The sequence below is a fragment of the Tessaracoccus zhenghani genome, assembly GCF_054552775.1.
This window is the reverse complement of sequence record NZ_CM137275.1, coordinates 2,176,377-2,201,458: the sequence shown is the minus strand read 5'-3', so window position 1 is coordinate 2,201,458 and position 25,082 is coordinate 2,176,377. Positions and strand designations below refer to the sequence as shown.

At 67.6% G+C, this 25,082-nt stretch carries 28 protein-coding genes and 1 tRNA gene; 12 read left to right on the top strand and 17 right to left on the bottom strand.

Going from position 1 to position 25,082, the window contains the following annotated elements; translation table 11 throughout:
• The first annotated feature begins 5 nt into the window (after nucleotides 1-5).
• The 5 genes from ACX1DX_RS10460 (at nucleotide 6) to ACX1DX_RS10440 (ending at nucleotide 3,686) form a co-directional block, all read left to right on the top strand.
• Nucleotides 6-479: a Jag family protein gene (locus tag ACX1DX_RS10460; RefSeq protein ID WP_182763099.1), complete on the top strand. Its 474-nt coding sequence runs from the start codon at nucleotides 6-8 to the stop codon at nucleotides 477-479.
• Nucleotides 480-571: 92 nt separating this feature from the next.
• Nucleotides 572-1,216: a 16S rRNA (guanine(527)-N(7))-methyltransferase RsmG gene (rsmG, locus tag ACX1DX_RS10455; RefSeq protein ID WP_459398208.1), complete on the top strand. Its 645-nt coding sequence runs from the start codon at nucleotides 572-574 to the stop codon at nucleotides 1,214-1,216.
• Nucleotides 1,217-1,371: 155 nt separating this feature from the next.
• Nucleotides 1,372-2,355 (top strand): ParA family protein, encoded by a 984-nt coding sequence (locus tag ACX1DX_RS10450; protein ID WP_459396559.1) that lies wholly within the window; start codon nucleotides 1,372-1,374, stop codon nucleotides 2,353-2,355.
• A complete protein-coding gene (locus ACX1DX_RS10445; RefSeq protein ID WP_459396558.1) occupies nucleotides 2,355-3,242 on the top strand; it encodes a ParB/RepB/Spo0J family partition protein in 888 nt (295 codons plus the stop codon). The genes ACX1DX_RS10450 and ACX1DX_RS10445 overlap by 1 nt, the downstream gene beginning before the upstream one ends.
• Before the next feature lie 54 nt (nucleotides 3,243-3,296).
• Nucleotides 3,297-3,686, top strand: a complete 390-nt coding sequence (locus tag ACX1DX_RS10440) for a DUF3817 domain-containing protein (RefSeq protein WP_459396557.1) — start codon at nucleotides 3,297-3,299, stop codon at nucleotides 3,684-3,686.
• A gap of 19 nt (nucleotides 3,687-3,705) precedes the next feature.
• Here the strand turns inward: ACX1DX_RS10440 and ACX1DX_RS10435 are convergent, their stop codons facing one another.
• The 6 genes from ACX1DX_RS10435 to trxB all read right to left on the bottom strand — a co-directional run bounded on the left by ACX1DX_RS10435 (nucleotide 3,706) and on the right by trxB (nucleotide 8,573).
• A complete protein-coding gene (locus ACX1DX_RS10435; protein WP_459396556.1) occupies nucleotides 3,706-4,389 on the bottom strand; it encodes an SURF1 family protein in 684 nt (227 codons plus the stop codon).
• A complete protein-coding gene (locus ACX1DX_RS10430; protein WP_459396555.1) occupies nucleotides 4,386-5,318 on the bottom strand; it encodes a D-alanine--D-alanine ligase family protein in 933 nt (310 codons plus the stop codon). Before ACX1DX_RS10430 ends, ACX1DX_RS10435 begins: the two co-directional genes overlap by 4 nt.
• A 14-nt stretch (nucleotides 5,319-5,332) precedes the next feature.
• A complete protein-coding gene (locus tag ACX1DX_RS10425; protein WP_459396554.1) occupies nucleotides 5,333-6,637 on the bottom strand; it encodes an aminotransferase-like domain-containing protein in 1,305 nt (434 codons plus the stop codon).
• A complete protein-coding gene (locus ACX1DX_RS10420) occupies nucleotides 6,634-7,140 on the bottom strand; it encodes a hypothetical protein (protein ID WP_076061666.1) in 507 nt (168 codons plus the stop codon). The genes ACX1DX_RS10425 and ACX1DX_RS10420 overlap by 4 nt, the downstream gene beginning before the upstream one ends.
• 80 nt (nucleotides 7,141-7,220) lie before the next feature.
• A complete protein-coding gene (gene trxA / locus ACX1DX_RS10415) occupies nucleotides 7,221-7,538 on the bottom strand; it encodes a thioredoxin (RefSeq protein WP_459396553.1) in 318 nt (105 codons plus the stop codon).
• A 90-nt stretch (nucleotides 7,539-7,628) separates the two neighbouring features.
• Nucleotides 7,629-8,573 (bottom strand): thioredoxin-disulfide reductase, encoded by a 945-nt coding sequence (gene trxB / locus ACX1DX_RS10410; RefSeq protein WP_076061670.1) that lies wholly within the window; start codon nucleotides 8,571-8,573, stop codon nucleotides 7,629-7,631.
• A 156-nt stretch (nucleotides 8,574-8,729) separates the two neighbouring features.
• Between trxB and ACX1DX_RS10405 the strand changes: the two genes are divergently transcribed.
• On the top strand, nucleotides 8,730-9,071 hold the full coding sequence (locus tag ACX1DX_RS10405; RefSeq protein ID WP_076061672.1) for a hypothetical protein: 342 nt from the start codon (nucleotides 8,730-8,732) through the stop codon (nucleotides 9,069-9,071).
• A gap of 55 nt (nucleotides 9,072-9,126) precedes the next feature.
• Here ACX1DX_RS10405 and ACX1DX_RS10400 read toward each other — a convergent pair whose 3' ends face one another.
• Nucleotides 9,127-10,062, bottom strand: a complete 936-nt coding sequence (locus ACX1DX_RS10400) for an enoyl-CoA hydratase/isomerase family protein (protein ID WP_459396552.1) — start codon at nucleotides 10,060-10,062, stop codon at nucleotides 9,127-9,129.
• 69 nt (nucleotides 10,063-10,131) lie between these two features.
• Nucleotides 10,132-11,106 carry a sugar-binding transcriptional regulator gene (locus tag ACX1DX_RS10395; RefSeq protein ID WP_459396551.1) on the bottom strand — a complete coding sequence of 325 codons (975 nt, stop codon included), beginning with the start codon at nucleotides 11,104-11,106 and terminating at the stop codon, nucleotides 10,132-10,134.
• A 141-nt stretch (nucleotides 11,107-11,247) separates the two neighbouring features.
• Between ACX1DX_RS10395 and ACX1DX_RS10390 the strand changes: the two genes are divergently transcribed.
• From ACX1DX_RS10390 to ACX1DX_RS10375, 4 genes are all read left to right on the top strand, one after another.
• The gene (locus tag ACX1DX_RS10390; RefSeq protein ID WP_459396550.1) at nucleotides 11,248-12,957 is read left to right on the top strand and encodes a glycerol-3-phosphate dehydrogenase/oxidase; all 1,710 of its coding nucleotides are present in this window, start codon (nucleotides 11,248-11,250) and stop codon (nucleotides 12,955-12,957) included.
• 201 nt (nucleotides 12,958-13,158) lie between these two features.
• Nucleotides 13,159-13,231: transfer RNA gene (locus tag ACX1DX_RS10385), tRNA-Ala, on the top strand.
• A gap of 147 nt (nucleotides 13,232-13,378) precedes the next feature.
• Complete coding sequence (locus tag ACX1DX_RS10380; RefSeq protein ID WP_527252158.1) at nucleotides 13,379-14,581, top strand: site-specific integrase; 1,203 nt, start codon at nucleotides 13,379-13,381, stop codon at nucleotides 14,579-14,581.
• Between the two features lie 71 nt (nucleotides 14,582-14,652).
• Entirely contained in the window at nucleotides 14,653-14,883 is a 231-nt protein-coding gene (locus ACX1DX_RS10375) for a helix-turn-helix domain-containing protein (RefSeq protein ID WP_459396548.1), read from the top strand.
• Between the two features lie 37 nt (nucleotides 14,884-14,920).
• On the opposite strand, the gene ACX1DX_RS10370 is transcribed toward ACX1DX_RS10375, so the two are convergent.
• From ACX1DX_RS10370 to ACX1DX_RS10345, 6 genes are all read right to left on the bottom strand, one after another.
• Nucleotides 14,921-15,778 carry a nucleotidyl transferase AbiEii/AbiGii toxin family protein gene (locus ACX1DX_RS10370; RefSeq protein WP_459396547.1) on the bottom strand — a complete coding sequence of 286 codons (858 nt, stop codon included), beginning with the start codon at nucleotides 15,776-15,778 and terminating at the stop codon, nucleotides 14,921-14,923.
• Nucleotides 15,775-16,332, bottom strand: coding sequence for a type IV toxin-antitoxin system AbiEi family antitoxin domain-containing protein (locus tag ACX1DX_RS10365; protein ID WP_459396546.1), 558 nt, complete (start codon nucleotides 16,330-16,332; stop codon nucleotides 15,775-15,777). The genes ACX1DX_RS10370 and ACX1DX_RS10365 overlap by 4 nt, the downstream gene beginning before the upstream one ends.
• Before the next feature lie 114 nt (nucleotides 16,333-16,446).
• Entirely contained in the window at nucleotides 16,447-17,151 is a 705-nt protein-coding gene (locus ACX1DX_RS10360) for a hypothetical protein (RefSeq protein WP_459396545.1), read from the bottom strand.
• 117 nt (nucleotides 17,152-17,268) lie between these two features.
• Nucleotides 17,269-18,345 carry an oxidoreductase gene (locus tag ACX1DX_RS10355; RefSeq protein WP_459396544.1) on the bottom strand — a complete coding sequence of 359 codons (1,077 nt, stop codon included), beginning with the start codon at nucleotides 18,343-18,345 and terminating at the stop codon, nucleotides 17,269-17,271.
• Between the two features lie 145 nt (nucleotides 18,346-18,490).
• Complete coding sequence (locus ACX1DX_RS10350; protein WP_459396543.1) at nucleotides 18,491-18,979, bottom strand: aldo/keto reductase; 489 nt, start codon at nucleotides 18,977-18,979, stop codon at nucleotides 18,491-18,493.
• Between the two features lie 35 nt (nucleotides 18,980-19,014).
• Nucleotides 19,015-19,458, bottom strand: a complete 444-nt coding sequence (locus tag ACX1DX_RS10345; protein WP_459396542.1) for an aldo/keto reductase — start codon at nucleotides 19,456-19,458, stop codon at nucleotides 19,015-19,017.
• A gap of 483 nt (nucleotides 19,459-19,941) precedes the next feature.
• On the opposite strand from ACX1DX_RS10345, the gene ACX1DX_RS10340 reads away from it, so the two are divergent.
• Complete coding sequence (locus ACX1DX_RS10340; RefSeq protein WP_459396541.1) at nucleotides 19,942-21,345, top strand: glycoside hydrolase family 15 protein; 1,404 nt, start codon at nucleotides 19,942-19,944, stop codon at nucleotides 21,343-21,345.
• 107 nt (nucleotides 21,346-21,452) lie between these two features.
• On the opposite strand, the gene ACX1DX_RS10335 is transcribed toward ACX1DX_RS10340, so the two are convergent.
• The 3 genes from ACX1DX_RS10335 to ACX1DX_RS10325 form a co-directional block, all read right to left on the bottom strand.
• Nucleotides 21,453-22,331: a 2-oxo acid dehydrogenase subunit E2 gene (locus tag ACX1DX_RS10335; RefSeq protein WP_459396540.1), complete on the bottom strand. Its 879-nt coding sequence runs from the start codon at nucleotides 22,329-22,331 to the stop codon at nucleotides 21,453-21,455.
• Between the two features lie 43 nt (nucleotides 22,332-22,374).
• Nucleotides 22,375-22,959: a phosphatase PAP2-related protein gene (locus ACX1DX_RS10330; RefSeq protein ID WP_459396539.1), complete on the bottom strand. Its 585-nt coding sequence runs from the start codon at nucleotides 22,957-22,959 to the stop codon at nucleotides 22,375-22,377.
• A 173-nt stretch (nucleotides 22,960-23,132) separates the two neighbouring features.
• A complete protein-coding gene (locus ACX1DX_RS10325; RefSeq protein ID WP_459396538.1) occupies nucleotides 23,133-23,894 on the bottom strand; it encodes a nucleotidyltransferase family protein in 762 nt (253 codons plus the stop codon).
• 101 nt (nucleotides 23,895-23,995) lie between these two features.
• Between ACX1DX_RS10325 and ACX1DX_RS10320 the strand changes: the two genes are divergently transcribed.
• A complete protein-coding gene (locus tag ACX1DX_RS10320) occupies nucleotides 23,996-24,928 on the top strand; it encodes an AEC family transporter (protein WP_459396537.1) in 933 nt (310 codons plus the stop codon).
• Nucleotides 24,929-25,082: the final 154 nt, after the last annotated feature.

The following is a 25,082-nucleotide window of genomic DNA, read 5'->3' as shown; positions in this document are numbered from 1 at the left end:
TAAGGATGGACGCAATGTCCGACAAAGACACCGATCTGATGGCCGAGGGCGACCTGGTCGCCGATTACCTCGAAGAGCTCCTCGACATCGCAGACCTGGATGGCGACATCGAGAACTCGGTGCAGGAGGGCCGCGCCTACGTGGCCATCGACACCGATTCCGAGCAGCTCGTGGGCAAGGACGGCGAGGTCCTCGAAGCCCTCCAGGAGTTGGCGCGCCTGGTGGTCATGACCGAAACCGGGAACCGGTCCCGCCTGATGGTCGATGTGGCCGGGTTCCGCGACCGCCGCCGCGCGGAACTCATCGTGCTGGCAAAGGACGCGATCGCCGCGGTGCAGGAGACCGGAGAGCCTGCGCGCCTCGCGCCCATGAACGCGTACGAGCGCAAGATCGTCCACGACGAGGTGGCAGCCGCCGGCCTCGTGAGCGAGTCTGAGGGCGAAGCCCCCAACCGTCGCGTCGTGGTCCAGAAGGCCTGACCAGACCTTCCCGTCCTGGTTCGACGGCGGGCTCGGCTGAGTGCCGGGTCCGCCGTCGATTCGTTTTTGGCATTGTTAGGCATATGGAGCCCATGGAACACGACCCCTCGGAACTCGAGCAGACGATCGCTGTGCGCTTGTCCAGTACGTACCCGCAAAGCGAGAAACAGCTAAGGCAATATGTCGATATATTGGCGTCGCGCGGCATGGAGTGGGGTCTCATGGGCCCCCGCGAGGGCGACAAACTATGGCAGCGACACGTCGCCAACTCGCTCGCGATCGTGGACGCCATCCCGCACGGGCTGGATGTCGCCGATATCGGGAGCGGAGCCGGGCTGCCTGGGATTCCGCTCGCCATCGTCCGTCCGGACCTCCGCATCACGCTGATCGAGTCACTCCTGCGGCGGTGTGAATTCCTGGAGCTCGCGGTCCAAGAGCTGGGGCTCGGTGATCGGGTGGAGGTGCGTCGCGGCCGAGCTGAGGAGGTCAAGGAGCGCTTCGACGTGGTCACGTGTCGGGCCGTCGCTCCCTTGGAAAAGCTCCTGCGCTGGACCACACCCCTGTTCTCGCCTGACGGCATGTTGCTGGCGCTCAAGGGCGCCTCGGCTGAAGAGGAGATCCGCACTGCCGCGAACCTGCTGAAGAACAACCGGCTGAGGGCGGACGTTCTGGAGTTGCAGGCGGCTCCAGGTGTGGAGGGGACGCGCGCCATCCGCGTGACGCGCGCAGGCGCCTGATGCCTGGGCCCTCTCGCCCACTCCCGCCGGCGGGAGCCAGCTCACGGAGGGATGCAGGCATCGAAACTGAATGTTTCACGTGAAACGGCCTCGCCGAATCGTGTTCGACCAGCCGCTTGGGTAGAGTTCTCACGAATCCCCAAGGAGGCCACTCAATGGCGTTGTTCTTCCGCAAGCGCAAGCAGGTGACGGACGAGAACGAGTTGTGGAAGGACCACAGCAATGTTTCACGTGAAACACCCCCACAACCCCGCCGAGCGCTGAGCAACGCCGCGACGGCCACCCTGGAGGAAGAGTACGGGGATGAAATGGTCGAGTATGCGGCGCCGACGCCCACACTCCCCCGCCCCGCTGAGCCCCGCGTGTTCGTCGTGGCGAACCAGAAGGGCGGGGTGGGCAAGACCACCACGACGGTCAACGTCGCAATGGCGCTCGCCCTCGGCGGCCTCAACGTCCTGGTCATCGACATCGACCCCCAGGGCAACGCGTCAACCGCGCTGGGCGTGGATCACAAGTCCGGCACGAAGGGCACCTACGAGGTGTTGACCGAACAGATCGGCATCATCGAGCACGCTCAGCCGTCCCCGCACTCCCCCAACCTGCACGTTCTGCCGGCCGCCATCGATCTGGCCATGGCCGAGCTGGAGCTGGTGAACGAACGCGGCCGCGAGATGCGGATGCGTGACGCGATCCGTACCTACATCGACGAATCCGGGGTCGACTACATCTTCTTCGACTGCCCCCCGTCGCTGGGCCTCCTCACGTTGAACGCGCTCGTGGCCGCCACCGAGATCCTGGTGCCCATCCAGACGGAGTACTACGCGCTCGAGGGCGTCTCGCACCTGATGCACACCATCAATCGTGTCAAGGGAAACCTGAACGACGACCTGCAGCTCAGCACCATCCTGTTGACCATGTACGACCCGCGCACCAACCTCTCGCGCGACGTCGCGGAGGAGGTGCGGCGCCACTTCCCCAACGAGACGCTCGAGGTGGAGATTCCGCGTTCGGTGAAGATCGCGGAAGCGCCGAGTTTCGGTCAGACAGTCATGACGTACCAGCCGAAGAACGTGGGCGCCCTCGCCTACCAGGAAGCGGCCGAAGAAATCGCCAACCGCGCAGAAAGGGCTGACGCCTGATGGCAGTTAAGAACACGGGGCTCGGTAGGGGCCTCGGGGACCTGTTCGCCCGCACGGATGGTGAATCTGCACCGGAGCAACTCAAGGACGGTTCCGTCTACGAGGAGATCCCGCTTCAGAAGATCGGGCCGAACCCCCAGCAGCCCCGCACGGTGTTCGACGAGGACGACCTGGCGGAACTGGCTGCATCCATCCGCGAGTTCGGTGTCCTTCAGCCCGTCGTCGTGCGTCGCGTCGGAGACGGCTTCGAGTTGATCATGGGGGAGCGGCGCCTCCGCGCGAGCAAGCTGGCCAAGCGCAAGACCATCCCAGCCATCATCCGCGGCACTGACGACCAGGCGCTCCTGCGAGACGCGCTGCTGGAGAACCTCCACCGCGCCAATCTGAATCCGATCGAGGAGGCGCGCGCCTACGGGCAGCTCCTCGACGACTTCGACTGCACCCAGGAAGAGCTTTCGCAGCGCATCCACCGTAGCCGGCCGCAGATCTCCAACACGCTTCGCCTGCTGGGCCTGCCGGAACGAGTGCAGCTGAAGGTGGCGGCGGGGACCATCTCCGCAGGCCACGCTCGGGCGCTGCTCGGCCTGGTTGACGCGGAGGCGCAGGAGCGCCTCGCGGATCGGATCATCGCCGAGGGGTTGTCAGTACGGTCCACAGAGGAGATCGTGGCACTAGGGCGCAACAAGGCCACCCCGCGGCAGTCGACCCCTCGCGGGCCGCAACTGCCGAGCGAACGCGAGCGCGAGATCTCGGGCCATCTCAGCGACCACTTCGACACGCGGGTGAAGGTCAACATCGGGCGGAACAAGGGCCGCATCACCATCGAGTTCGCCTCGGGGGAGGATCTCGACCGAATCATGGCGATCATGGACGGACGCAAAATATAAAGCGCGCAAGCGTTATAGCGGTATATCGACAAAACGATAAGGATGGAAACCCGTATGACGGTCAATGAGGAGAGCGCGTCCAACAACTCCCGGGAGTTCGTCCTCGACGCAGAAGACGTGCAGGGAGTGAAGAGCGCGCTGACCCGCTACAGGGTCATGGCCTGGGTGGTGGGAATCCTGCTCGTCGTCCTGGTGTGCGTGGGGATGCCGCTGAAGTACATCTGGGACGACGACAGGGTGGTCCGCTTGACGGGCATCCCGCACGGCTGGCTGTACGCCGTGCTCCTCATCACCGCGTACGACCTGGGGCGCAGGGTGAAGTGGTCGATCAAGTGGTTCCTCGCCATCATGGCGGCGGGCACCGTGCCCTTCCTGAGCTTCGTGGCGGAGCACTTCGCCACGAAGAACGTGAGGGCGACCCTGCGCGCCTCTGAGCGGCCCTGATAGCTCGGGCCGCCTGGGTTCAGCTGGCTTTGCCGAGCTGGCGGGCCGAGTAGAGCCCGAAGACGATGGCCCCCGCGGCGAACACCCACCACTGCAACGCGTAGCCGCGGTGCGTGGGGGAGCCGTCGGCCGTGGGGAGCACCAAACGGGCCTCCTCGAGGCCCTGGGCCTCGGACTCGGCCTCGGGCAGGGTGACGTAGCCGGCGATCAACGGGGACGGCCACTTCTGGGCGAGCTCCTGGATGCGGACCGAAGGATAGTCCGCCTGTGCGCTACCGCTGGCCTCGGGAAGATCCGGAGCGAGGAAGATGCCCTCGACGCTCTGCGTGCCCTCAGGAGGTGCCGGAATACCCTCGCTGGCGTCCGCGGCGTCCACCGAGCCCCGAACGACGGCGATGTACCTGCTGTCGGCCGTCTCCATGAGCGTAAGGACCCGCCAAGGCGACCCGGTGCCGACGGTCGCCTCGTACTCCGGCAGGTAGACCCCCATGAACGTGACCCGCTTGCCGTAGATGTCCTGCACCTCACCGTCGGGGGCAACCGCCTCGGACAACGGTGTGGGGGGCTCCGCGGCTCGCTCGGCCGAGACGTCGCGGGTGGACTCCTGGTAGGACGCCATCTGCCAGACCCCCAGCCACATCATGACGAGCGCCACGACGATGCCTGCCACGATGGCGAGGGCCTGCTTCAGGCGGGTGCTCACCGCAGCGTCGCCTGGTCCACCAGCGAGGCGAAGACTTCTCCCAGTTCACGGCCTGCTGCCTCGAACGCCAGCGGCGCCAGCGACGTCTCCGTCATACCGGGTGCCACGTTGCCCTCGAAGAACACGGGCCCCTCAGCGGTGACCATCATGTCGACGCGCGACAGGTGACGCAGCCCGAGCGCCCGGTGGACGGCGACCGCCAGCTCCTGCGCAGCGGTGAGCACGTCGTCGTCGAGCTGGGCCGGTGTCACGAAGCGGGTGGCACCGGCGGTGTAGCGGGACTCGTAGTCATAGACGCCGGACTCTGGCCGGATCTCCACCGGCGGGAGGGCGACGGGGCCGTTGCCCTCGTCGAGGACGGTCACGGCGACCTCGGTCCCGCTGAGGTACTGCTCGATGACCGCAACGGCCCCGTAGGCGTAGGCAGCCACCAGAGCCGACGGCAGCGCAGCCGCGTCGTCGACCTTCGTCACTCCCAGCGCAGAGCCCGACCGCGCGGGCTTGACCATGAGCGGGTAGCCGAGCTGCTGCCCGATGGCCGCCATGAGGACCGGGGCGCCTAGTTCGCGGAAGATGTCGTGGGGCAGCGCAATCTGGCGCGGGGCAGCGAGCCCGGCCGCCCTCACGACGGAGGTGGCCACAGACTTGTCGAAGGTCAGCCGGGAAGCGGCGCCAGTGGGGCCGACGAACGGTACGCCCAGCACCTCCAGCACCTCGCGCAGCGCGCCGTCCTCGCCCAAGCCGCCGTGCAGCATGGGCACCACGACGGCGTCCTCGTTGCGGCGCATGAGTTCCACCAGATCGGCGTTGACGTCGGTCTCCACGACGACCCGGCCTGCGTCGCGCAAAGCCTGCGCCACGCGTCGGCCGGACCGCAGCGACACGTCCCGCTCATGGCTGAGGCCCCCTGCAATCACGATGACGGTCACAACATCACTCCTTGTCAGCTCAGGTCTGGCGCCGGCCCGGCGGGCATGCGTCGTTCGACGGGGGAGGTGTGCACGCCGAACGTGGCCATCACCTCGAGTTCGCGCCGCACGACGTCGGCGAATCGCTTGACGCCCAGCTGGATGCGCTCGGCCGGCGGGAAGCAGAAGGAGAGGCGGGCGTTGCGCGCGCCCTGACCGTCGGCGTAGAAGGCGGAGCCAGGGACGAACGCCACCCGTGCGTTCACACCGCGGGGCAGCATGGCCTGCGAGTCAAGACCCTCGGGCAGGGTCACCCACACGAAGAAGCCACCGGCGGGCTGGGTCCAGGAGGTGCCTGTGGGCATCGTCTCGTGGAGCGTGCTGAGCATGGCGTCGCGACGGTCGCGGTACATGTCGCGGAACACCACCACCTGACGCTTCCAGTCGTGGTTCTTCAAGTAGTTGCCGATGGCGAACTGGCTGAACACGGGCGGGCACAGCGTCGCCGACTCCTGGGCCAGCACCAACTTCTCCCGCACCGCGTGCGGGGCCAGCACCCACCCCACCCGGAAACCGGGGGCGAAGGTCTTGGAGAAGGAACCCAGGTAGATGACGTCCTCGTCGATGGAGCGCATGGCCGGGATGGGATCAGCGTCCAGCGACAGCAGCCCGTAGGGGTTGTCCTCGACCACCAGCACCCCACCCGAGCGGCAGACTTCGAGGATCTCGCGACGGCGGGCCAGCGGCTGCGTCACGCCGGAGGGGTTGTTGAAGTTGGGGATGGTGTAGAGGAACTTGATGCGCTTGCCCTCGGCGGTGAGGCGCGCGATGGTCTCCCGCAGCGCCGTCGGGTTGAGCCCCTCGTCGTCACACGGGACGTGCACCACCTCGGCCTGGTAGCTGAGGAAGGTACCCAGGGCACCCACGTACGACGGCGACTCCGCCAGCACAACGTCGCCGGGGTTGCAGAAGATGCGCGTGACCAGGTCAAGGCCCTGCTGCGAACCCGCGGTGATGGCGATGTCGTCCGGATGGGCCGTGATGCCCTCGAGTGCCATGACGTCCAGGATCTGCTCGCGGAACTCCGGCTCACCCTGGCCGGAGCCGTACTGCATGATCTGCATGCCGCGGGTGCGCACCATCTCCGCCATCGAATCCGCGATGTCGAGCAGCGGGAGGTCGGCGATGTTGGGCATGCCACCGGCGAGCGAGACGATTTCCGGCCGGTTGGCGACGGCGAACAGCGCGCGCACGGCTGAGACGCGCATGCCGTTGGTGCGCTCTGCGTAGTTGTCGACAAACCGGTCCAGCCGGGTGTCGTGACGGGTGTTCTCGGTCACTGGCCGATCGCCTCCTTGAAGCGGTCCAGGGTTTCGGCGACCGCGGTTTCGCTCTGTTCGGTGACTGACACGAGCAGCACGCCCACTTCGTCGATCACCTCACCGCACGCCGATTCGCCGGTGTCCTCGGAGACCCCACAGTATCGAGAGCCTCCGGTGGGGGATGGGGTCTGAGCATCGATCTCGATGCCCGCGTTGGCCACGAACTCCGCAACATCCGGCTCCGGCCACGACAGGATGAACACGACGGTGTTCTCACCGTCGGTGTAGTCGGCCTGCACGATGCGCTGGTTGGCCGGTCCGGGACCGGTGCTTTCGCTCGACTCGCCGCGCACCAGATCATCCACCATCAGTGGGGTGTCCAGGGGGAACGCGGGCGAGGGGCTCGCTGAGGGGGAAGGTGTCTGCCCGGGGCGATCCGCGAGACTGCCGCCGATCAACCCACCGGCGAGCAGAAGCACACCCACCCCGCCGGCGAGCGCCGGCTTGACCCAGGCGGGCATGGGCGGCCTCGAACCCACCGGAGGCTCAGGCGATACCGCCGTCCAGCTTTCGGTGGGTCCAGGGTGACCGCCGGAGCTCATCAGAGCAGCTCGTCGATGGCCTTCGTGAGTGCCTTCTTCGTCTTGGCGCCCGAGAGCGAGTTGACGACGCGGCCCTTCTGGAAGAACTGCAGCGTGGGCAGGGACAGCACGCCCTGCTGCGCGGCGAGGTTGGGGTTCGTGTTGGTGTCGACCTTCACGAACTTCACTTCGGTGTACTGCGCGGCCAGCTCGTCGAGGATGGGCGACATCTGCTTGCAGGGCGCACACCAGTCGGCCCAGTAGTCGACGATCACCAGGCTGTCAGCCATCAGCACCTCGTCGGCGAACGTATTCTCCGTCACGTCGGTCACTGCCACGGAATTCTCCTTGCACGTTGGTTGAGCGCCGCCTGCTCTGCCGGCGGAGTCGAAAACCCCGTCATTCTACAGAGCAGGCTGCAGTGCAGCTTACGCCTGAGCGTCTGCGAGTTCCTGGAGGTAGCGCTCCGCGTCGAGGGCGGCGGCGCATCCGGAGCCGGCGGCGGTGATCGCCTGACGGTACGTGTGGTCCACCAGGTCTCCGCACGCGAAGACGCCGGGCAGGTTGGTGGCCGTGCCGCGACCCTCGACGAGGACGTAGCCCTCGGCGTCGAGGTGCACCTGGCCGTTGACCAGCTGGGAGCGCGGGTCGTGGCCGATGGCGATGAAGACGCCGTTGACCTGGAGGTCGCGGTCCACGCCGGTGTTCTTGTCCGTGAGGGTGATCGACTGCACGGAGGTGTCGCCGTTGATGGACTTGATGTGGCTGTTCCACGCGAAGGAGATCTTCGGGTCGCGCATGGCGCGTTCGGCCATGATCTTCGAGGCGCGCAGCTCGTCGCGGCGGTGGACGACGACGACGCTGGAGCCGAAGCGCGACAGGAAGGTGGCCTCCTCCATGGCGGAGTCGCCGCCGCCGATGACGGCGATGGGCTTGTCGCGGAAGAAGGCGCCGTCGCAGGTGGCGCACCAGGACACGCCCCGGCCGGAGAGGCGGTCCTCGTCCGGCAGCCCGAGACGACGGTAGCCCGACCCCATGGCCAGGATCACGGTCTTGGCCCGGTACTCGGTGTCGTCGGAGTCCTTGACGATCTTGATCTCACCGGTCAGGTCGACGGCGGTCACGTCGTCGGTGATCAGCTGGGCGCCGAAGCGCTCGGCCTGCTTCCTCATCTCGATCATCAGGTCCGGGCCGTCGATGCCCTCCGCGAATCCCGGGTAGTTCTCCACCTCGGTGGTGTTCATCAGTGCGCCGCCGGAATCCAGCGCGCCTTCGAAGATGACCGGCTTGAGGTTGGCGCGGGCCGCGTAGATGGCGGCGGTGTAACCAGCGGGGCCGGAACCGATGATGATGACGTCGTGGATCTCGGACATGCACACTTCCTGGAGGTGGAGGGATCGGCCCCATCCTAGGCGCTGCCGCCAAGATCGCCGCTTCCGTTCAGGGGCGTTGCGATACCCCCGGGGACAAGGGCGCGGTAAGGGTTGCGCCCTATACCCAGCCGGTCGCCGCAGGACTAGGGTCGGAGCATGTCTGAAGAACTGTCTCGCGAAGACCTGCACGCCGCGCTCGGGGTCCGCAAGGAGATGGGGGCCGACATCGAGCCGGCCCTCGTGGATTCGCTGGCCCGCAAGATCGAGGCCACCGTGGAGCGGCGCTTCCAGGCGGAGATGGTGGCCAGCCGGCAGGAGGCCGAAGCTGCCAGGGCTGGTCAGAGCGGACGGATCGCCGTGGGCATCGTGTCCCTGGTCATGGCCATTCCGCTGACTGCAATCTCAGGATCGATGTCGGGCTTCCTCGGCATGCTGCTCGTGTGGACGGGCATCGTACTCGTCAATGTCGCCATGGCGCTCCGCAGGCCGCGCCCCTGACCAAAAAGCGAGAGAAACGGCCCGTCACGCGACGGGCCGTTTCTCTGTCAGGGGGTCAGTAGTTCCAGCTGGAGCGGTACGCGAAGACGGCGTCGACCGCCTCTTGAGGCACCTCTTCGAGAGTCTTCCATCTCCACTGCGGGTTGTTGTCCTTGTCGACCAGCAGCGCGCGGACACCTTCGACGAAGTCAACGGTGAGCACCGACTCGGCCAGACGGAGATCCTGGTCGAGGACCTCGCTGAGCCCGAGCCGCTCGGCGCGGAGCAACGCCCGCATGGCCACGTGCACGGCGAAGGGGGAGCGGGCGCGCAGTTCGCGTGCGGCCTGCTGGGCGGCCTCGTCCGGATGCGACTCCAGCATGCGCGCGATCTGCACCGGATCGTCGGATTCGTAGCACTCCTGGATCCACGCGGCGTCGAACAACGGGGCGGGCAGCGGGCCGTCGGCTGATTCGTCGGCGAGGTTCAGCAGGAGAGCGTCGCCGCCGGTGAACGTGGCGGCCGTGAGAGCGACGTGGCGGCCCACCGCCCGTGCGCGCGCCAGGTGCAGCATCATGCCGACGTCGGGGAAGAAGCCGATCTTGGTTTCCGGCATGGCCATGACCGTGTCGGCGTAGACGATGCGACGATCCGCGTGACCACCGAGGCCCAGGCCACCACCCATGGTGATGCCGCGCATGAAGCTGGTCACGGGCTTGGGGTAGTTGGCGATGAGCATGTCGAGGGCGTACTCGGTCTCAAGGAAGGTCAGGAAGGACCCGCCCTGTGCCACGACGGCGGACAGTGCGCGCACGTCAGCGCCGGCGCAGAAGCCGCGGTCGCCGGCCCCGGCGATCTCGACGGCGGTCACGTCGTCGTCGTGGTGCCACTGCGTGAGCGCCTCGTACATCGCCGTCATCATCTCGGCCGTCAGGGCGTTGATCGCCTTCGGACGGTTCAGGGTGATGCGGGCGATGCCATCGGTCACGTCGGTGAGGATGAAATCGGACATGCTGCACAGGGTAACGCCGTCGTGGCATGCAGAAGAAAAGCGGAGGGTTTCACACCGCCCATGTCCTGTTCATGTCAGCCTGAGCGAGGGGTTCATCCTGTGCAGTACGGCCCGGGCGGTGTCCTCGTCGATGACCAGGTCGGTGGCCACGCCCGCGCGCAAGGCTCCCAGCACGGGGGCCGCCTTCGCCAGGCCACTGACGACACAGATCCGACGGGGAATGCGCTGCAGCTCGACCGGGGTCATGCCGGTGGCACGACGGTTGATCTCCAGGTCACGGTAGGACCCGTCCTCGCGCAGCATGACGGTGCAGATGTCGCCGACCACCCCGTCGCGCACCAGGGAGTCGAGGTCTTCCCTGCTGAGGTAGTTGGAGGCGTAGACGTGGCTCTGCAGTTCGGCGTCGAGGCCCCCGACGCCGAAGAGCGCGACGCTGCACTCGGCGCGCACCGCGAGGATGTGGCGGGTTGAGCGCTCGCGCCACATCGCCTCGCGGGTGCGCGGGTCGTCGAAGAAGGCGGGGAGTGCCATCAGTTGCTCCTGTGCACGGAACGCGTTGGCGAACCGGTGGAGGATATTGCCGACGTAGGGCAGCCCGGTGGTCTGGGAGTTGGCGCCGCCGTTGAGCCCGATCACGGTGACGCCGCTCACTTCCAGGGGCTTCAGGTGGGCCGCGATCGCCGAGGTGGTGGTGCCCCAGGCCACGCCGACGATGTCGCCGTCGGTCACCGCATCGCTGACGACGCTGGCGGCCAGCCGGGCGACCTGGTCGAGGCGGAAGATGTTGCTCGCCCCGGAACGGACCTGCACCAGGTGGGCGTCGACGTTGAGGTGCTTGCGGAAGAGCTCTGCGATCCGGCTCAGCGGGCGGTTGGGATCCGTGATGGAGATGCGCACCAGGCCACGGTCGCGGGCCTCCTTCAGGAGCCGGGAGACGGTGGAGCGTGACACGCCCATCAGGTGGGCGATGGCGTCCATCGTCTCTGATTGGACGTAGTACATCTGCGCCACCCTGAGCAACGTCTCGGTTGTTGCCTCCGCCATGCGTTCCCCCTCCTCAGCGGGGTTTGCCGACGACAGTGGTGCAACCCCTCCCCCATCCTAGAGCGCTGCGTGCACAAACGTGCACCGATGTTGCAAACATCGTGCAGCCGGGTGAAGCTGGGCAGGAGCAAAGGAGCCCTCATGACTGTCTTGACCCCCCAACAGCGTGCCGCCTCGTTGTCGGCCATGTCGTCAGAAACCTTCGACGTCCTTGTGATCGGCGGCGGTGTGACGGGTGCAGGTATCGCGCTGGACGCAGCCGCGCGAGGCCTGCGCACCGCCGTCATCGAGGGACAGGACTGGGCCTCGGGCACGTCATCGCGGTCGTCGCGGTTGGTGCACGGCGGCCTGCGCTACCTCTACAACCTGGACTTCAAGCTGGTGGCGGAGGCGCTTAAGGAGCGCGGCCGACTGCTCACCGTGATCGCTCCGCACCTCGTCGAGGCCCAGCCGTTCCTGTGGCCGCTGAAGACGCCGGTGATCGAGCGGGCCTACTCCGCCGTCGGCGTGGGGATGTATGACGCGCTGGCCGTCATCGGTGCCGGGTTCAAGAAGACCGTGCCGTTGCAGAAGCACCTCTCCAAGAAGGGCGCCATGCGCCACTTCCCCGACATCAAGCCGTCGGCGCTCACCGGCGCCATCGAGTTCTACGACGCCCGGGTCGACGACGCGCGCCTGGTCATCACGCTGATCCGCACCGCCGCCAAGTTCGGCGCCGAGGCTGCAAGCCGCGTCCGGGTCACCGACATCCTCAAGGATGACCGGGGCCACGCCAGCGGTGTGAAGGCGGTGGACCTGGAGAACGGCGACGAGCTGACCATCAAGGCCAAGCGCATCATCAACGCCACCGGCGTGTGGACCGAAGAGACCCAGGACATGGCCGGAGGCACCGGCGGCCTGAAGGTGCTGGCGTCCAAGGGCATCCACATCGTGATCCCGCGCGAGCGGATCAAGGCGAAGGCCGGCATGTTCCTGCGCACCGAGAAGTCTGTGCTGTTCATCATCCCGTGGCAGCACTACTGGGTGATCGGCACCACCGACACCGCCTGGCACGAGCAGTTGAAGCACCCGGTGCCGACCTCGGCCGACATCGACTACGTGCTGGCCCACGCCAACGAGGTGTTGGCCCGCCCGCTGACCCGCGACGACATCATCGGCACCTACGCCGGCCTCCGGCCGTTGCTGCAGCCGAAGGTGCTGGACGAGTCGAAGTCGACGAAGGTCTCCCGCGAACACACCGTCACCGAGGTCATCCCGGGCATGGTCACCATCGCCGGTGGCAAGTTGACCACCTACCGCGTGATGGCTGAGGACGCCGTGGACTTCGCTCTGGGGGAGTCCGACGCCAAGACCCGTCGGTCGGTGACGTTCGACCTCCCGCTGCTGGGTGCCGACGGTCTCGACGCCGTGCGCAACCAGGCGGGGCGCCTGGGCGCCAAGTACGGGTTCGACGCGGACCGGTTGCAGCACCTCTTGTCGCGCTACGGCTCTGAGCTGCCGGAACTCCTGGCCACCATCGACGACGACCCCACCTTGGGTGAGCCCCTCGCGGCGGCGCCGCAGTTCTTGCGCGCCGAGGTGCACCGCGCCTGCACCGTCGAGGGCGCGCTGCACCTGGAGGACATCTTCATCGCCCGGGTGCGCCTCAATTCCGAGGCGCGTGACCGCGGTGGCGCGGCCGTCGACGAGGTCGCCGAGGTCGCGGCTGCCGCTCTGGGCTGGGACGCCGAGAAGACCGAGGCCGAGAAGGCGAACTACCGGGCGCGGATCGCGGCCGAGCTCGCTGCGGAAGAGCAGAGCACCGACGAGGCCGCATCTGCGGAGCGGGAGAAGGCCGAGGACATCGTCTGACGCTTCTGCCCCTGGGCCCTGGCTCCTGAGGCCGGGTGGCCTCAAATCTAGGTGGCCCCAAATCTAGATCTGGGGCCGTCCTCCACCTCAGATCTGGATCCGGCGTGGCCGGGATGGGTGGCCTCTCCACCAGCCGGTGGCCCCGCCGTCGCAGCTTTGGTTGTCGGCCGGAAGTGCCCCTATACTTGCCACGCGCACTTCGGGGCATTAACTCAATTGGTAGAGTGCCACCTTTGCAAGGTGGAAGTTAGGGGTTCGAGTCCCCTATGCTCCACAGCTGAACTCCCTAGTCAAACGCCCTTGACTAGGGAGTTTGTATGTTTCACCTCGGACTCAAGTGCCCTCAGAGGGACACAAGAGAGCTTTCAGATTGCACGTTCGATGCACGCGCTGGGGGTGTCAGGGGCGGGTTCCTGAAGCCATGAGACGTTTTGGACTAGTCCGGAAGCTGCCAAGCCAGCGGTATCAGGCGTCGTTCGTGCATCCCCATGACCGGGGTAGACGTGTGACGGCACCAGTGACCTTCTCGCACAAGAGCGACGCGGAGCATTGGCTCAGGATGCAGGAGCGGGCCATCGAGCGAGGCGAATGGTTGTCGCCTGAAGAGGAGGTGGCTCGGCGGCCGAAGGAGCGAACCCTTCAGGAGACCTATGACCGGTTCCTGGCCCAGCGCCCGCGGCCGTTGGCTCTGTCCACGCTCACCGCGTATGAGCAGGATTGGCGTTTGCGGATCGTGCCCCACTGGGGGGCCGAGCGTGACGTGAAGACCATCACCCATGATGACGTGTGGCAGTGGCGTCAGGGGCCGCTCAGCGGGGAGCGGCGTCGCGACCGATCCAGCCTGGCCCTCTTCAACGAGTTGCTGACCAAGGCCACGCACTGGGGCTGGATCGAGAAGAACCCGGCCGCCGGCGTGAGTATCCCGCGCCAGACGAAAGCGATGGAGCAGCGTCACGTGTTCGATCTGGACGACGTACGACGCTACCTCCAGGCCGCCGAGCCTCAGCACGTGGCGATGCTGGCGACGGTGGCGTTAGGCGGGTTGAGATCGGGCGAGGTCCGAGGTCTGCGTCGAATGGATCTCGATCTGGAGGGGCAGCGCATCTACATTCGCCAAGCCGTCGAGTACGGCAAGGACGGCGATGCTTACCGCGTGGGTGTGAAAGTTCCCAAGACGTCGGCTGGCATCCGCTCGCTGCCCATGTCGACCACCTTGGTGACGATCCTGCAGGATCACCTGGCGTTGCACCCACGGTCGCCTGAGCAGCTCGTGTTCACCGTCGGAAATGGCAAGCCGATGGGGCCTGCCGAGGCCGACCGGCGTCATAACAGGGCACTGGCCAATATGGGGCTGCGGACCCCGGAGGCGGAGCGGCGCCGGTTGTGGCGGAAGGGTCTTCCGGTGCCGAAGGAGGACCACATCACGCTGCACGACCTTCGTGCTTCGTACGCCGCGTGGCTCTTCAGCGAGGGGTACACGATCGCGGAAGTCATGCTCCTGCTCGGTTGGAGCGATTCCCGCATGGCGCTCGAGGTCTACAGCCGCGTCTTTCCACGCCGAGTGGAGAGCGTTGGCACCAAGCAGGACGAAGCCCTCAAGGGCCTCACCGTGGTCGTGGCATGAGATGGGGCCGAATCCTCGCGGTGGGCGCGCCCGGCTGGGGTTCATAGGGGTATGAGCGAGAGGATCCTTAGATGAGCACCCGTAACAGCTCTGCCCGCACGTCGAAGGCCGGGGCCCGGCGTTGGGCCTCGCTGAAGGAGGCTGCCGAGTACATCAGCGTCCATCCCAAGACCCTGACCCGCCGCTTCAGCGACGGTTCGCTGATTCGGTACCGGGTGGGACGCCGGGTGATGGTGGACCTGGATGAGCTGGACGAGCTCGTGCTTGCTAGCGCCGGCGGCCTCAAGACCCTGGCCGGTTGACCGGAATTGCGGGACTCGGCTTCGTGGCACAGACCGGTCAGATCGAGGGCGGCTCGGTGCCGAAGATAGGGTCAAGGAGTGCTGCGACCAAGGCGACCTGATCGTCGAGCAGCGCCTCCGAGACCGCTTCGAGGCGCTGGCTGCGTCGCCAGGCGGCCCATTTGACCTGGCCGACAGCGCCGTAGCCCTCGAGGTGACGGCTGATGGGCTCCAGGGTGACCTTGCGGTACTGGGCGACGGCTTCCGCCGCCCTGCGCAGTGCGGCCACATCGACGCCGGCCTGAGCGAGTTGCACAATGTCGATGTAGTCGCGCCAACGAGTGCTGGTGATGCCTCGCTCGAGAATGGTCACGCCCTTCTCTGCGATGGATGTCTCGGCCGCGTATCCCAGCACTTCGATGGGTTCGCCGATGACGCGGGGGATCTTAACGAGCTGAGGTGGGGGAACCACCGGGTCGCCTGTGGACACGTCCCAGGTGAGGGTTCCAGCCCAGGTTGCGATAGATGCTTGGGTTCGGAGGCGGAAGCCGGGGTAGTCGCCCTCTTCGCGGATCTCCTGGATCGTGATCGTGTCGGGGTGGATCTCGACTCCGTCGGGCGCGTCAGCGGCCGCGGCGTCCCTGACGACGGTGGACAGGTGCTCTGCTGTGACGTCGGCGCCCACCGCGTTGGCGTCGATGTCCTTGGTGGGGCGGCGCGCTCCATAGGCGGTGAGCAGGATGCCGCCCTTCAGGATGAAGTCTGGGGCGTGCTCGGTCCGGCTGAGCCTGTCGAGGAATGATTCAAGGAGATGCCGAGTCAGAAGCTCCTGCGTGGACGCTGGCTGGCCAGTCTTGTCCGCCGTCGAACGAGCTGCAGCTCTCAGCTTCCGCAGCACGTCTTGGCCGGTGGTCATGTCAGCGTCTCCAAGGCGGCGATGAGGGGACCCTGCGAGCGGGGGAGTTGCCTTGCGAGTGCGATGAGGCGGTTGGGCTTGCCTCCGCGGCGGAGCCACTCTTTGAGGGCTTCCAGGGGGAGTTCGTAGCCGATCGTGCCTCTCAGCCGGAAAGCGTCGACGATGGATCGCTCGGGGGTGTAGAGCCCGATCCTCTGGTCTGTGCCGGGGATCGGGACCTCTTCTCGTCCCAGATCGAAGGTTGCCGTGTGGAAGCGGTGCCAGCTGATTGCTGAGGTGCCAGCTGGGATGCGCGCTTCTCGGTATATGGCCACGTTGAGCGTGGCGGGGATTTCGTCGGTGAGGTCGTGGAGGGCCAGGGCGGAGGTGAGGCAGATCGTGGCTTCTGGGCGCCGGCTGGCGGCTTCGATCCATTCCCAGTCCGCGGTGTTGGCGTCGGCGGGCAGGTAGATTCCACGTGCGATGCGTTCCAGTTTGCCGTCGCGGGCGGCACGGTGGAGGGTGCTTCGGGACATCCCCTGCTGCCGCGCGGTGGCGGGTGTGAGTAGTGCCATGCCCGGTGCCCTCCTTGTCTAAAACAAAATGTATCCCGATAAGTCTATCTGAGGACGGTTTGTTTCACCACGTCCCGGGGTGCCCACGGCGAAGTGTGGGCGCTCTGACGGGCCTTAGTGGTCATCGCCGGGGACTTCCGGTGTCTCGTGATGGACTGCGTAGGTGTTCGGGTCGCGGCCGGGATGATGGCTGATCTGCGCCTGGCTCGACCCCCACCTGTCGAGCTTGCGCAGGCTGACCACCGCGGTGGCCATGATGTCGTCGTCGTCCTCGCCTCGGGGCGGATCTGCGACGGGTGGCGCGTTCCTCGCCGCGGGGAGCCCTGCGAGCCGCGATGCGGCCCCGATGATCGCCTGCAGCAGCACCACCCGCAGCATGGTGGGCAACGCCCACACGTCCCCCTGGGTCAGGACGCTGTGCTGCTGATATAGATCCACGAAGCCGAACAGCTGCTCCGGATCGAGCTGGAGCTCGTCGGCGCCGAGGAGGGCCTCGGCCAGTGCGAGGGTCCTCGGGGGGCACGTTGCGCCACCTCCCCTGGCCAGCCACGGCAGCTCCCGGTAATACACCGCAGGCAGGTCCTGCCGCACCTGGCCGAGGGCCTGTTCGATCAGGTAGTAGTTGTCGAGGAACCACTCCGACCCCGACGAGGGCGTCTTCGCCCCATCGCTGGAGAGCGCCGATCGGGCCGCGCGTAGCGTCCGAAGGAGTTCGGGGAAACGGGCCGGCAGGTTGACAGGACTGCCCCTGCGCGTGGTGGTCAGGACCTCCGCGTGGGCGCGGCCAAGCGCCGTCGCACTGCCATGTTCAGTTATCACCGCGTCCCCCTTCGGAGGCCCCACCATCGATGGTAACCCGTGCGGCGTGTCGGCCGGGGTGACGGGGTGAGGTTCAGCGCCTCAGCTCGGCCGGGGTGGCCTCCGCTATGCCCTGATTCAGCCCGCGACCAGGTGCGGCCACCCGGTCGAGAAGTAGTCGACGAACGCCTCGCCCACGCAGTTGTCGCGGAGGACGTCCTTGGTCACCGGGAAGGCGGGTCCGGGGTAGTCGGGGTCCGCCAGGATCCGCTCCGCGATCCGCTGGTCGGCCACAGCCGCCCGGCCGATGGTGACGAAATCGGCGCCCGTGGCCAGCGCCGCCACGGCAGCCGGTCCGCTGCCCACTTTGCCGGCGACCCCCAGACGGGTGGAGCCGCGGGGGAGATCGATGAAGTGGCTGAGCAAGGGCGCCGCCCCTGGCTCGGCATCCTCGGGGAGCTTCGTGACGTCCCACAGGGACAGTTCCAGGTGGTCCAGGTTGCCCTCGGACATGAGTTGGGCGCTGAGCTCCGCCATCTCGTCGGTGTCGAGACCTAGTCGTTCGGTGGAGATCCGCAGCCCTAAGTGGAAGTCTGACGACGTGGCCGCCCGGATCGCGGCGATGGCCTCACGGATGATGCGCGCCTTTCCCTCCAGGTCACCGCCATAACCGTCGTCGCGGACGTTGCGTGAACTCAGGAACTCGCAGAGCAGGTAGCCATGGGCGCCGTGGAGTTGCACCCCGTGGAAGCCGGCGCGTTCGGCGCGGACGGCGGCGGCGGCGAAGTCGTCGACGGCTCGTCGCACCTCGTCGGTGGTCAGTGCACGCGCGCCGTGGTCGGCGTCTGCGTAGGGTCCGACGCGCTCCTCACCGGAGGCTGAGGGGTTGGCCTGTGTACCGCCGTGATGGAGCTGGACAATCGCGACGGTCCCCGTATCGCGGAGGCCATCAGCCAGCCGGGTGAGGCCGGGGAGATGCGCGTCGTCGCTGATCCCCAACTGCCCCTGCCACGCCTTCCCGGCGAGCGCGACGTAGGCCGCGGCGGTCATCGTCATGCCGAAGCCGTGCCTCCCGCGCGCGAGCAGCCACCGGATCTCGTCGTCCGAGAGGGTGCCGTCGGGATGGGACTGCTTGTTCGTCAGGGGGGCCAGCGCCAGTCGGTTGCGCCAAGCGGGCCCGTGCGGAAAGACGAGGGGATCGGAGAGCTCTGTCACGCACACGAGGGTACTTCGTCTGGGCCGGGTCCTTCTCCCAGCTGAGTTGTGCGTTTCGGCTGTTGCAGCAGTCATCCTGGGTGGCATGGCTGTTACCGTCGGCCACCGCCGCGACATCTAAGGTGCTGAGATGCTCTGGGCGTGCTCACCACCAGTAGTTGTCCTGGGGGCGGTATGGGTCTTCGAGGGCGTTGGCCTCGTCCGTGGTGAGCTTCACGTCGAGGGCAGCGACTGCGTCTGTCAGGTGGTGCGGTTTGGTGGCCCCGACGATGGGGCAGGCAACCACAGGTTTGGACAGCACCCATGCCAGCGCGACTTGAGCCATGGGCACGCCACGGCCGCGCGCGACGCTCTCGATGGCGTCCACCACGGCCACGTCCGTGTCCCGGTCGAATGCGGAAGCGACCGTGTCGGAGGCTGACCGGGCGGTCTGTTCCCCCCAGGGACGTGCGGCGCGTCCCTTTGCCAGCGGCGAGTAGGGGGTGAGTCCGACCCCTTGGTCGAGGCACATGGGGATCATGTCCCGTTCTTCTTCGCGCTTGAGGAGGTTGTACTGGTCCTCCATCGCGGCGAACGCGGTCCAGCCATGGCGGCGGGCTGCCTCCTGGAGTTTGGCGAACTGCCAGGCCCACATCGAGGAGGCGCCGAGGTAGCGGACCTTGCCCGCTCTCAGACGTCGTGCAGTGCTTCCATCGTCTCGTCGACGGGCACCTCGTCGTCGAACCGGTGGATGTAGTAGACGTCGATGTAGTCGGTGTCGAGCCTGCGCAGGGAGGCGTCGACCTGTTCGAGGATTGCTGTGCGGGACAGGCCGCTGCCGCCGGGTCCGTCGTGCATCTTGCCCCACACCTTGGTGGCCAGCACGATGTCCTCGCGTCGGGAGTATCTCTTGATGGCTCGGCCGACGAACTCCTCGGAGGTGCCCCCTTGGTAGACGTTGGCCGTGTCCCAGAATGTGACCCCGAGCTCGACCGCCTGCCTGAAGAACGGCGCAGCGGCGTCCTCATCCAGCGTCCACTGATGCATCCCTGCCCCGGCTTTGCCGTAGCTCATGCAGCCGAGCCCTACCCTGCTCACCCGCAACCCGGTGCGACCCAAACGCGTGTAGTCCATAGCGTCCGCCTCCTCGCTGCCAAATCTAGTGGCTCGTCACTGGCCAGCCCTCGACCGTGAGCCGCCCGACGGCGACCCCCAGGTCAAGGCTGGATCAGGCGCCCCAACGCGAGGATGACAGCGGCATCCCCGGGGAGGGAAGCCCTTGTGGCGCCCGGTTGGGGCTGGGACACTGAGCCCAAGCGACCGTGGGTTGTGTGGCGCTGACACTGACCAGCGTGAGTGGCCGGGGCCTCGGTACGGCGGGAGGGCAAGTCATCGTGACGGTGAAGGACGATCTGGTTGGGCGGGCGCAGCGGTGAAGGCCGCATTCAGCCTCGGGCTGCCCGTTGGCCTCTGCGGCGGGACAGACCGGGAGTCCTCGCGCGGTGGAGACCGTACTTCCGTCATGCTGGTCCTTACCTGCATCGAGTGCGCACCGGCGTGCCCATCGCCCGCGCCGCGGACCCTGTCGGATGCCGGGCGCGTCCATGGGGGTAGACGATGACGGTCCAGCGCATTGAAGATTACGGGGTCATCGGCGACCTCCATACCATGGCGCTGGTGGGCCGTAACGGGTCGATCGACTGGCTCTGCATGCCGCGGTTCGATTCGCCGGTGTGCTTCGCTCGGTTACTGGGGGACGAGGAGGCCGGCTTCTGGCAGATCGCGCCTGCGGGTGGCGGATCGTGCCTCCGGCGGCGTTACCGGGGTGACACCCTGGTGTTGGAGACGGAGTGGGGCACCCCCGAGGGGACGGTCCGGGTGGTGGACGCGATGCTTTTGCGTGACCGGGTCACGGACGTGGTCCGCGTGGTGGAGGGAGTCCGGGGGAGGGTGTCGATGCGCATGGACCTCCGCCTGCGGTTCGACTATGGCCATATCGTCCCGTGGGTGACCCGCCACGGTCACCTGCTCTCGGCCATCGCCGGCCCGGACGCGGTGTGGCTGGACACCCCCGTCCCAGTGCATGGAGAGCACCTGTCCACGGTCGCCGAGTTCGAGGTGGCCGCCGGCGACCGAGTGCCCTTCGTGCTGACCTACCATCCGTCCCACCAGAATCGCCCCGCCCGCCTCGACGCTCTGCGCGGGATCAAGGACACCGAGCGGTTCTGGACGGACTGGGCGGCCCAGAGCAACTACGAGGGGCGGTGGTCGGAGGCGGTCACCCGGTCCCTGGTGCTGCTCAAGGCCCTGACCTACGCCCCGACCGGTGGGATCATGGCGGCGGCGACGACGTCGTTGCCCGAGCAGATCGGTGGGGTGCGGAATTGGGACTACCGATACTGCTGGTTGCGGGACGCGACCTTCACCCTCCAGGCCCTGTTGGGCACTGGATATGTCAAGGAGGCCGGGGCCTGGCGTGACTGGCTGCTACGGGCGGTCGCCGGGGACCCCGCGGATCTGCAGATCATGTATGGCATCGATGGCACCCGTCGGTTGACTGAGCTCCGGTTGGACTGGCTGGCCGGCTACGAGGGCTCGGCGCCGGTGAGGATCGGCAATGCCGCTGTGAAGCAGTTCCAGCTCGATGTGTGGGGGGAGGTTCTCGACGGGTTGCACGTGGCCCGACTGGCCGGACTGACGGGTGTCGAGGAAGCGTGGGAGCTGCAGCGGGCGCTGCTGGACTATCTCGAGGACCACTGGCAGAAGCCGGACGACTCCCTGTGGGAGATGCGCGGCGGACGTCGGCAATTCGTCCACTCCAAGGTCATGGCCTGGGCAGGCCTGGACCGGGCTGTCCAGGCGGTGGAACGCTTCGGAATGGAGGGTCCAGTGGACCGGTGGCGGGTGGTGCGTCAGCAGATCCACTCGCAGGTCTGCGCCAAGGGATTCGACGGCCGGCGAGGAGCCTTAGCGGCGCTCCTGCATTTCCTCTTGATGTACGTCTTCGTCCTCCCTGCCTGATTCGAAGGAGTGACGGGGTCGAGCGGCGGAACGCGCTCACCCGCCCTTCGACCCGCCTGGCTCGCAAGCTCGCGGGGGCAGGCTCAGGGACCGGTCTCCAGCAACGGTCAAGGCGCCGGTTGGGAGCCCGCTGGGCGCAAGAGCGCGGCCGGGTCGTCGAGCATCTGCTGCAACACGTGGGCGGACCGCACCAGGTAGAAGCCGTCGGTGACCCGCTCGTCGACGGTGTAGACGACGTCCACGCGTCTGCGAGCGACGATGGCCCCGTCCGCGTCGACCACCGGCTCTGGGCGAATGGTGCCGATGGAGACGAACACGCCCGCGGTTCCCCGTCGATACAGGTGGTGGAACGGGGCCTCTGCGTTGAGCGAGCCCATGTTCACCAGGTAGGCGCTGGCGTAGGTGGGGATGGCCTCCTGCAACACCTTGGGGAGCAGGTTGACGGAATCGAGCGCCCAGACGGCCTGCGCCACGGCGGCGAGCAGCGGCCCTGGTAGCCGGACGAGTTGCGACACCAGGATGTCGCTCTCGTTGCGCGTGTGGTTGCGGGCCCGCCCCAGCGCTGCGTCCACCTTGAGGCGAACCTCCTCCACCGTCTCGACACCGGTGAAGGTCACTCTCGCCTGCACCTCGTCGGCCTCGTCCGTGTAGGCCTTCTTGACGGTGAACGCGAAGGAGATGTCGCGGTGCTCGTAGGTGCGGCGGCCGGAGATGAACCTGTTCAGCTCCGGGCGTTGGTGGAACAACCGCGCCAGGGAGGCGAGCATGACGTGGAAGAACCGGATCCGCTCGTGTTGGGAGCGGTCACGGTTGACCTCTTCCAGCCACGTCATCACCCGTTCCACGTCGAGGTGCTGCGGGTAGTAGACGGTCGCGTCGAGCCGCGTCGGCATGAGGTGCGGAACCACTCGACGAGTGGCGGGAAGGTCCTCGATCAAGCGGCCGTCGCGCCGCCCCTTGAAGGGTCGTGCCCCGGTGGAGACCATGACTTCCTCTCCTTTTCAACGGCGTTCGACCGTTGCCCTCACCCTAGGGGAGGGGGGTGGTTCGACGCCGAGTGAACCGCCCAAACAGCGCGAACAGCCGACCCGGTCCACATGCAGTGGCAACGAAGTACGCCAGAAGCAGGCCGCCCGCGACGTCGATCGAGTAGTGGCCACGCGCCAGGAGGAGACCGGCGATCATGACCGCGGTCATCGACCACAGGAACCACCGCACCCAGACCGGGCCCTCCGGAACCAGCAGCGCCAACAGCGCGAGCAGAGTCGTATGGCCGGAGGGGAACATGCCGTACTGCTGCGGTGGGAAGACGAAGACACCCTCGCCCTGGGCGGGAGCCAAGGGGGTCAGGACGATCATGCCGGCCCTGAGGAGATACATCAGGGCAATGGCCGCCAGCACCTCTGGCAGCCTCGAAGGGGCGGCGCGGAGGATCGCCCAGAGGAACACCGCCGGCCCCGCCACCAGCGCCACCACGGTGAGCCAGCGCGCGGGGCGCACGTACGGCAGCAGTCCGAACAGTAGGTCGTCGGGGCGCGGCGCGTCGGCGAAGGACCCGACGATGACTTGGTTGGCCAGCCAACTCGCGACGGCGGCCAGCGCGCCCAGGCTCACGGCAATCGCCCAGGCCGTTGCCGGCGAAAGCGGCTCGCGAGTCTGCGACGACGGCTCCGCCCTGCGAGGATGGCTCCGCCCCCCGGTTCGGGTCGGTCGGGTCAGAGCGTCGGGGTTTCCCGCCGGGTCGGGCGCCGGTCCCCCAGCGTCCCGCGAGGGCCTCGACAACCCCGTCATCGGCAGTCCACCGTGAGCCCACCGTCGGCGCGGACGGCCTGCCGCAGCACCTCGTCGGCCCCCACCGTGCAAGCCGGCCAGACGACGCTGTCGATCAGCGTGCCCTCAACGACGGCCCCGTCGCCCACCACGCTGCGGCCGCCGTTGGCCAGCAGGTTCGCCCGGAGGTAGTCGGCCGGTGTGCCGCAGTCGACGACGTCGCCGCGCACGCGCACGAACTCGAGTTCGCCGCGCTCGAACGCCGGCCCCCACACCAGGGGGTACAGGGCCGCGAAGCGATCCGGCAGGGCCGCCACGTAGCGGTGGGGCAGCAGGCTGACTCCGACGAAGCGCCACGGCCCGAAGTCCGCCGGGCCGTCGCCGGCCTCCGCCACCAGGAGCCTCGGGTACTCGCCCGACCAGCCGGCAACGAGCTCGGACAGGTCGTCGGTGAGCCAGCTGTCGGAGTTGTGCAGCAGTACGTCGGCGTCCCCGACCCAGCCGGCCAGGTGGCCCAGCGCGCCGGCGCTGCCGAGCAACTCCGCCTCGTGCGACACGGTGACCCCCGTGCCTTGCAGGTGGGAGTCGATCTGGCCGGCGAGGTGGTAGGCGTTGACGGCCGTCCGGGAGACGTGGGGGCGCACCCGGTCGAGCGCCCAGTCGAGCAGGGGCCGGTTCCCCACCGGGCACAGCGGCTTGGGCCGCAGGTCGGTGAGCGGCCGGAGCCGGCGCCCCTCGCCAGCGGCCAGCACCACACCCAGCAGTTCACGCTTCGTCACGCCGGCCATTCTGCCCGCCGCCGAGACGAGCCGCCAGGATGGGGAAGGTAAGGTCCACACGAGCCGGGCAGTCGCGGTTTGCGGGGAGCGAAGGGAGGAGCATGGCGGAGGTGCTGGCGGTTGTCGTGCCGCTGTACGTGCTGATCCTGCTGGGGCTGCTGGCCAGCAGGGCCAAGGCGTTCGGGAAGGCCGACGTCGGCCTGAACTCCTTCGTGTACTGGTTCGCGCTGCCGGCGTTCCTGTTCGACGCGATCGTGGAGGCCCCGTCGGGCGCCGGGCTTCCCGTTTCCCTGTTCCTGGTGGCGTTCGTCGTCACCCTCGGGTTCTCGGCCCTGGTCTACCTCGCCTCGCGTTTGGCCGGGCTCCGGCCGATCGCGGGCAGGCTGTCGCTGGCGGCGGGCTACGGCAACGTGGGCTACTTCGCCTTCCCACTCATCCTGAGCGTCCTCGGGCCGCGGGCCGCGCTGCCGATGGCGTTGACGTCCACGGTGCACAACCTGATCTTCATGGTGGGTTACCCGGCGTTGGCGACGGCGGGGAAACCCCAGCCGGGGCGGCTGCGGCGGGCGCTGCTGAAGGCGGGCCCGCTCAACCCCGCGGTCATCTCCGTGGTGGCCGCGCTCATCGTGCGCGGCCTCGGGCTGGAACTGCCCGAGATGGTGGCCGTCCCGGTCACGCTGCTGGCGCAGGCCGTGATCCCGGTCGCACTCTTCGCCATCGGCCTGTCGCTCGGCCCGGCCGTCAAGCAGGTGTGGACCCGTGGTTCGTCCCTGGTGGCGATCGTGTCGATCGCCATGGCGAAGCTCCTGGTCCTGCCGCTCCTGACGTGGGCGGCGGCCAAGCTGTTCGTTCCAGACCCCACCGGCCTGCTCACCGCGGTCTTGGTGCTGCTCGCCGCCATGCCCACCGGCGCGACCACGTTCACCCTGTCGCAGGAGTTCGACGGCGACGGGCACCTGGTCGCCGCCGTCGTGGCGGTCTCGACGCTCTTGGCGCTCGTGACCGTCTCGGCCTTCAGCGTCCTGGTGGTGTAGAGCCGGAGCCCCCGGCTCCGGTGTCTCGCCGTAAGAATCCCAGTCGCCGAAGGCCGGCCGGGCCCGCCAGTGGCCCGACACGTCGAGGTCGCGGTACCTCGAGATCCGTGCGTCCGGCATCGGCTTGACCACCTCGTGGCAGGTGGCATTCGTA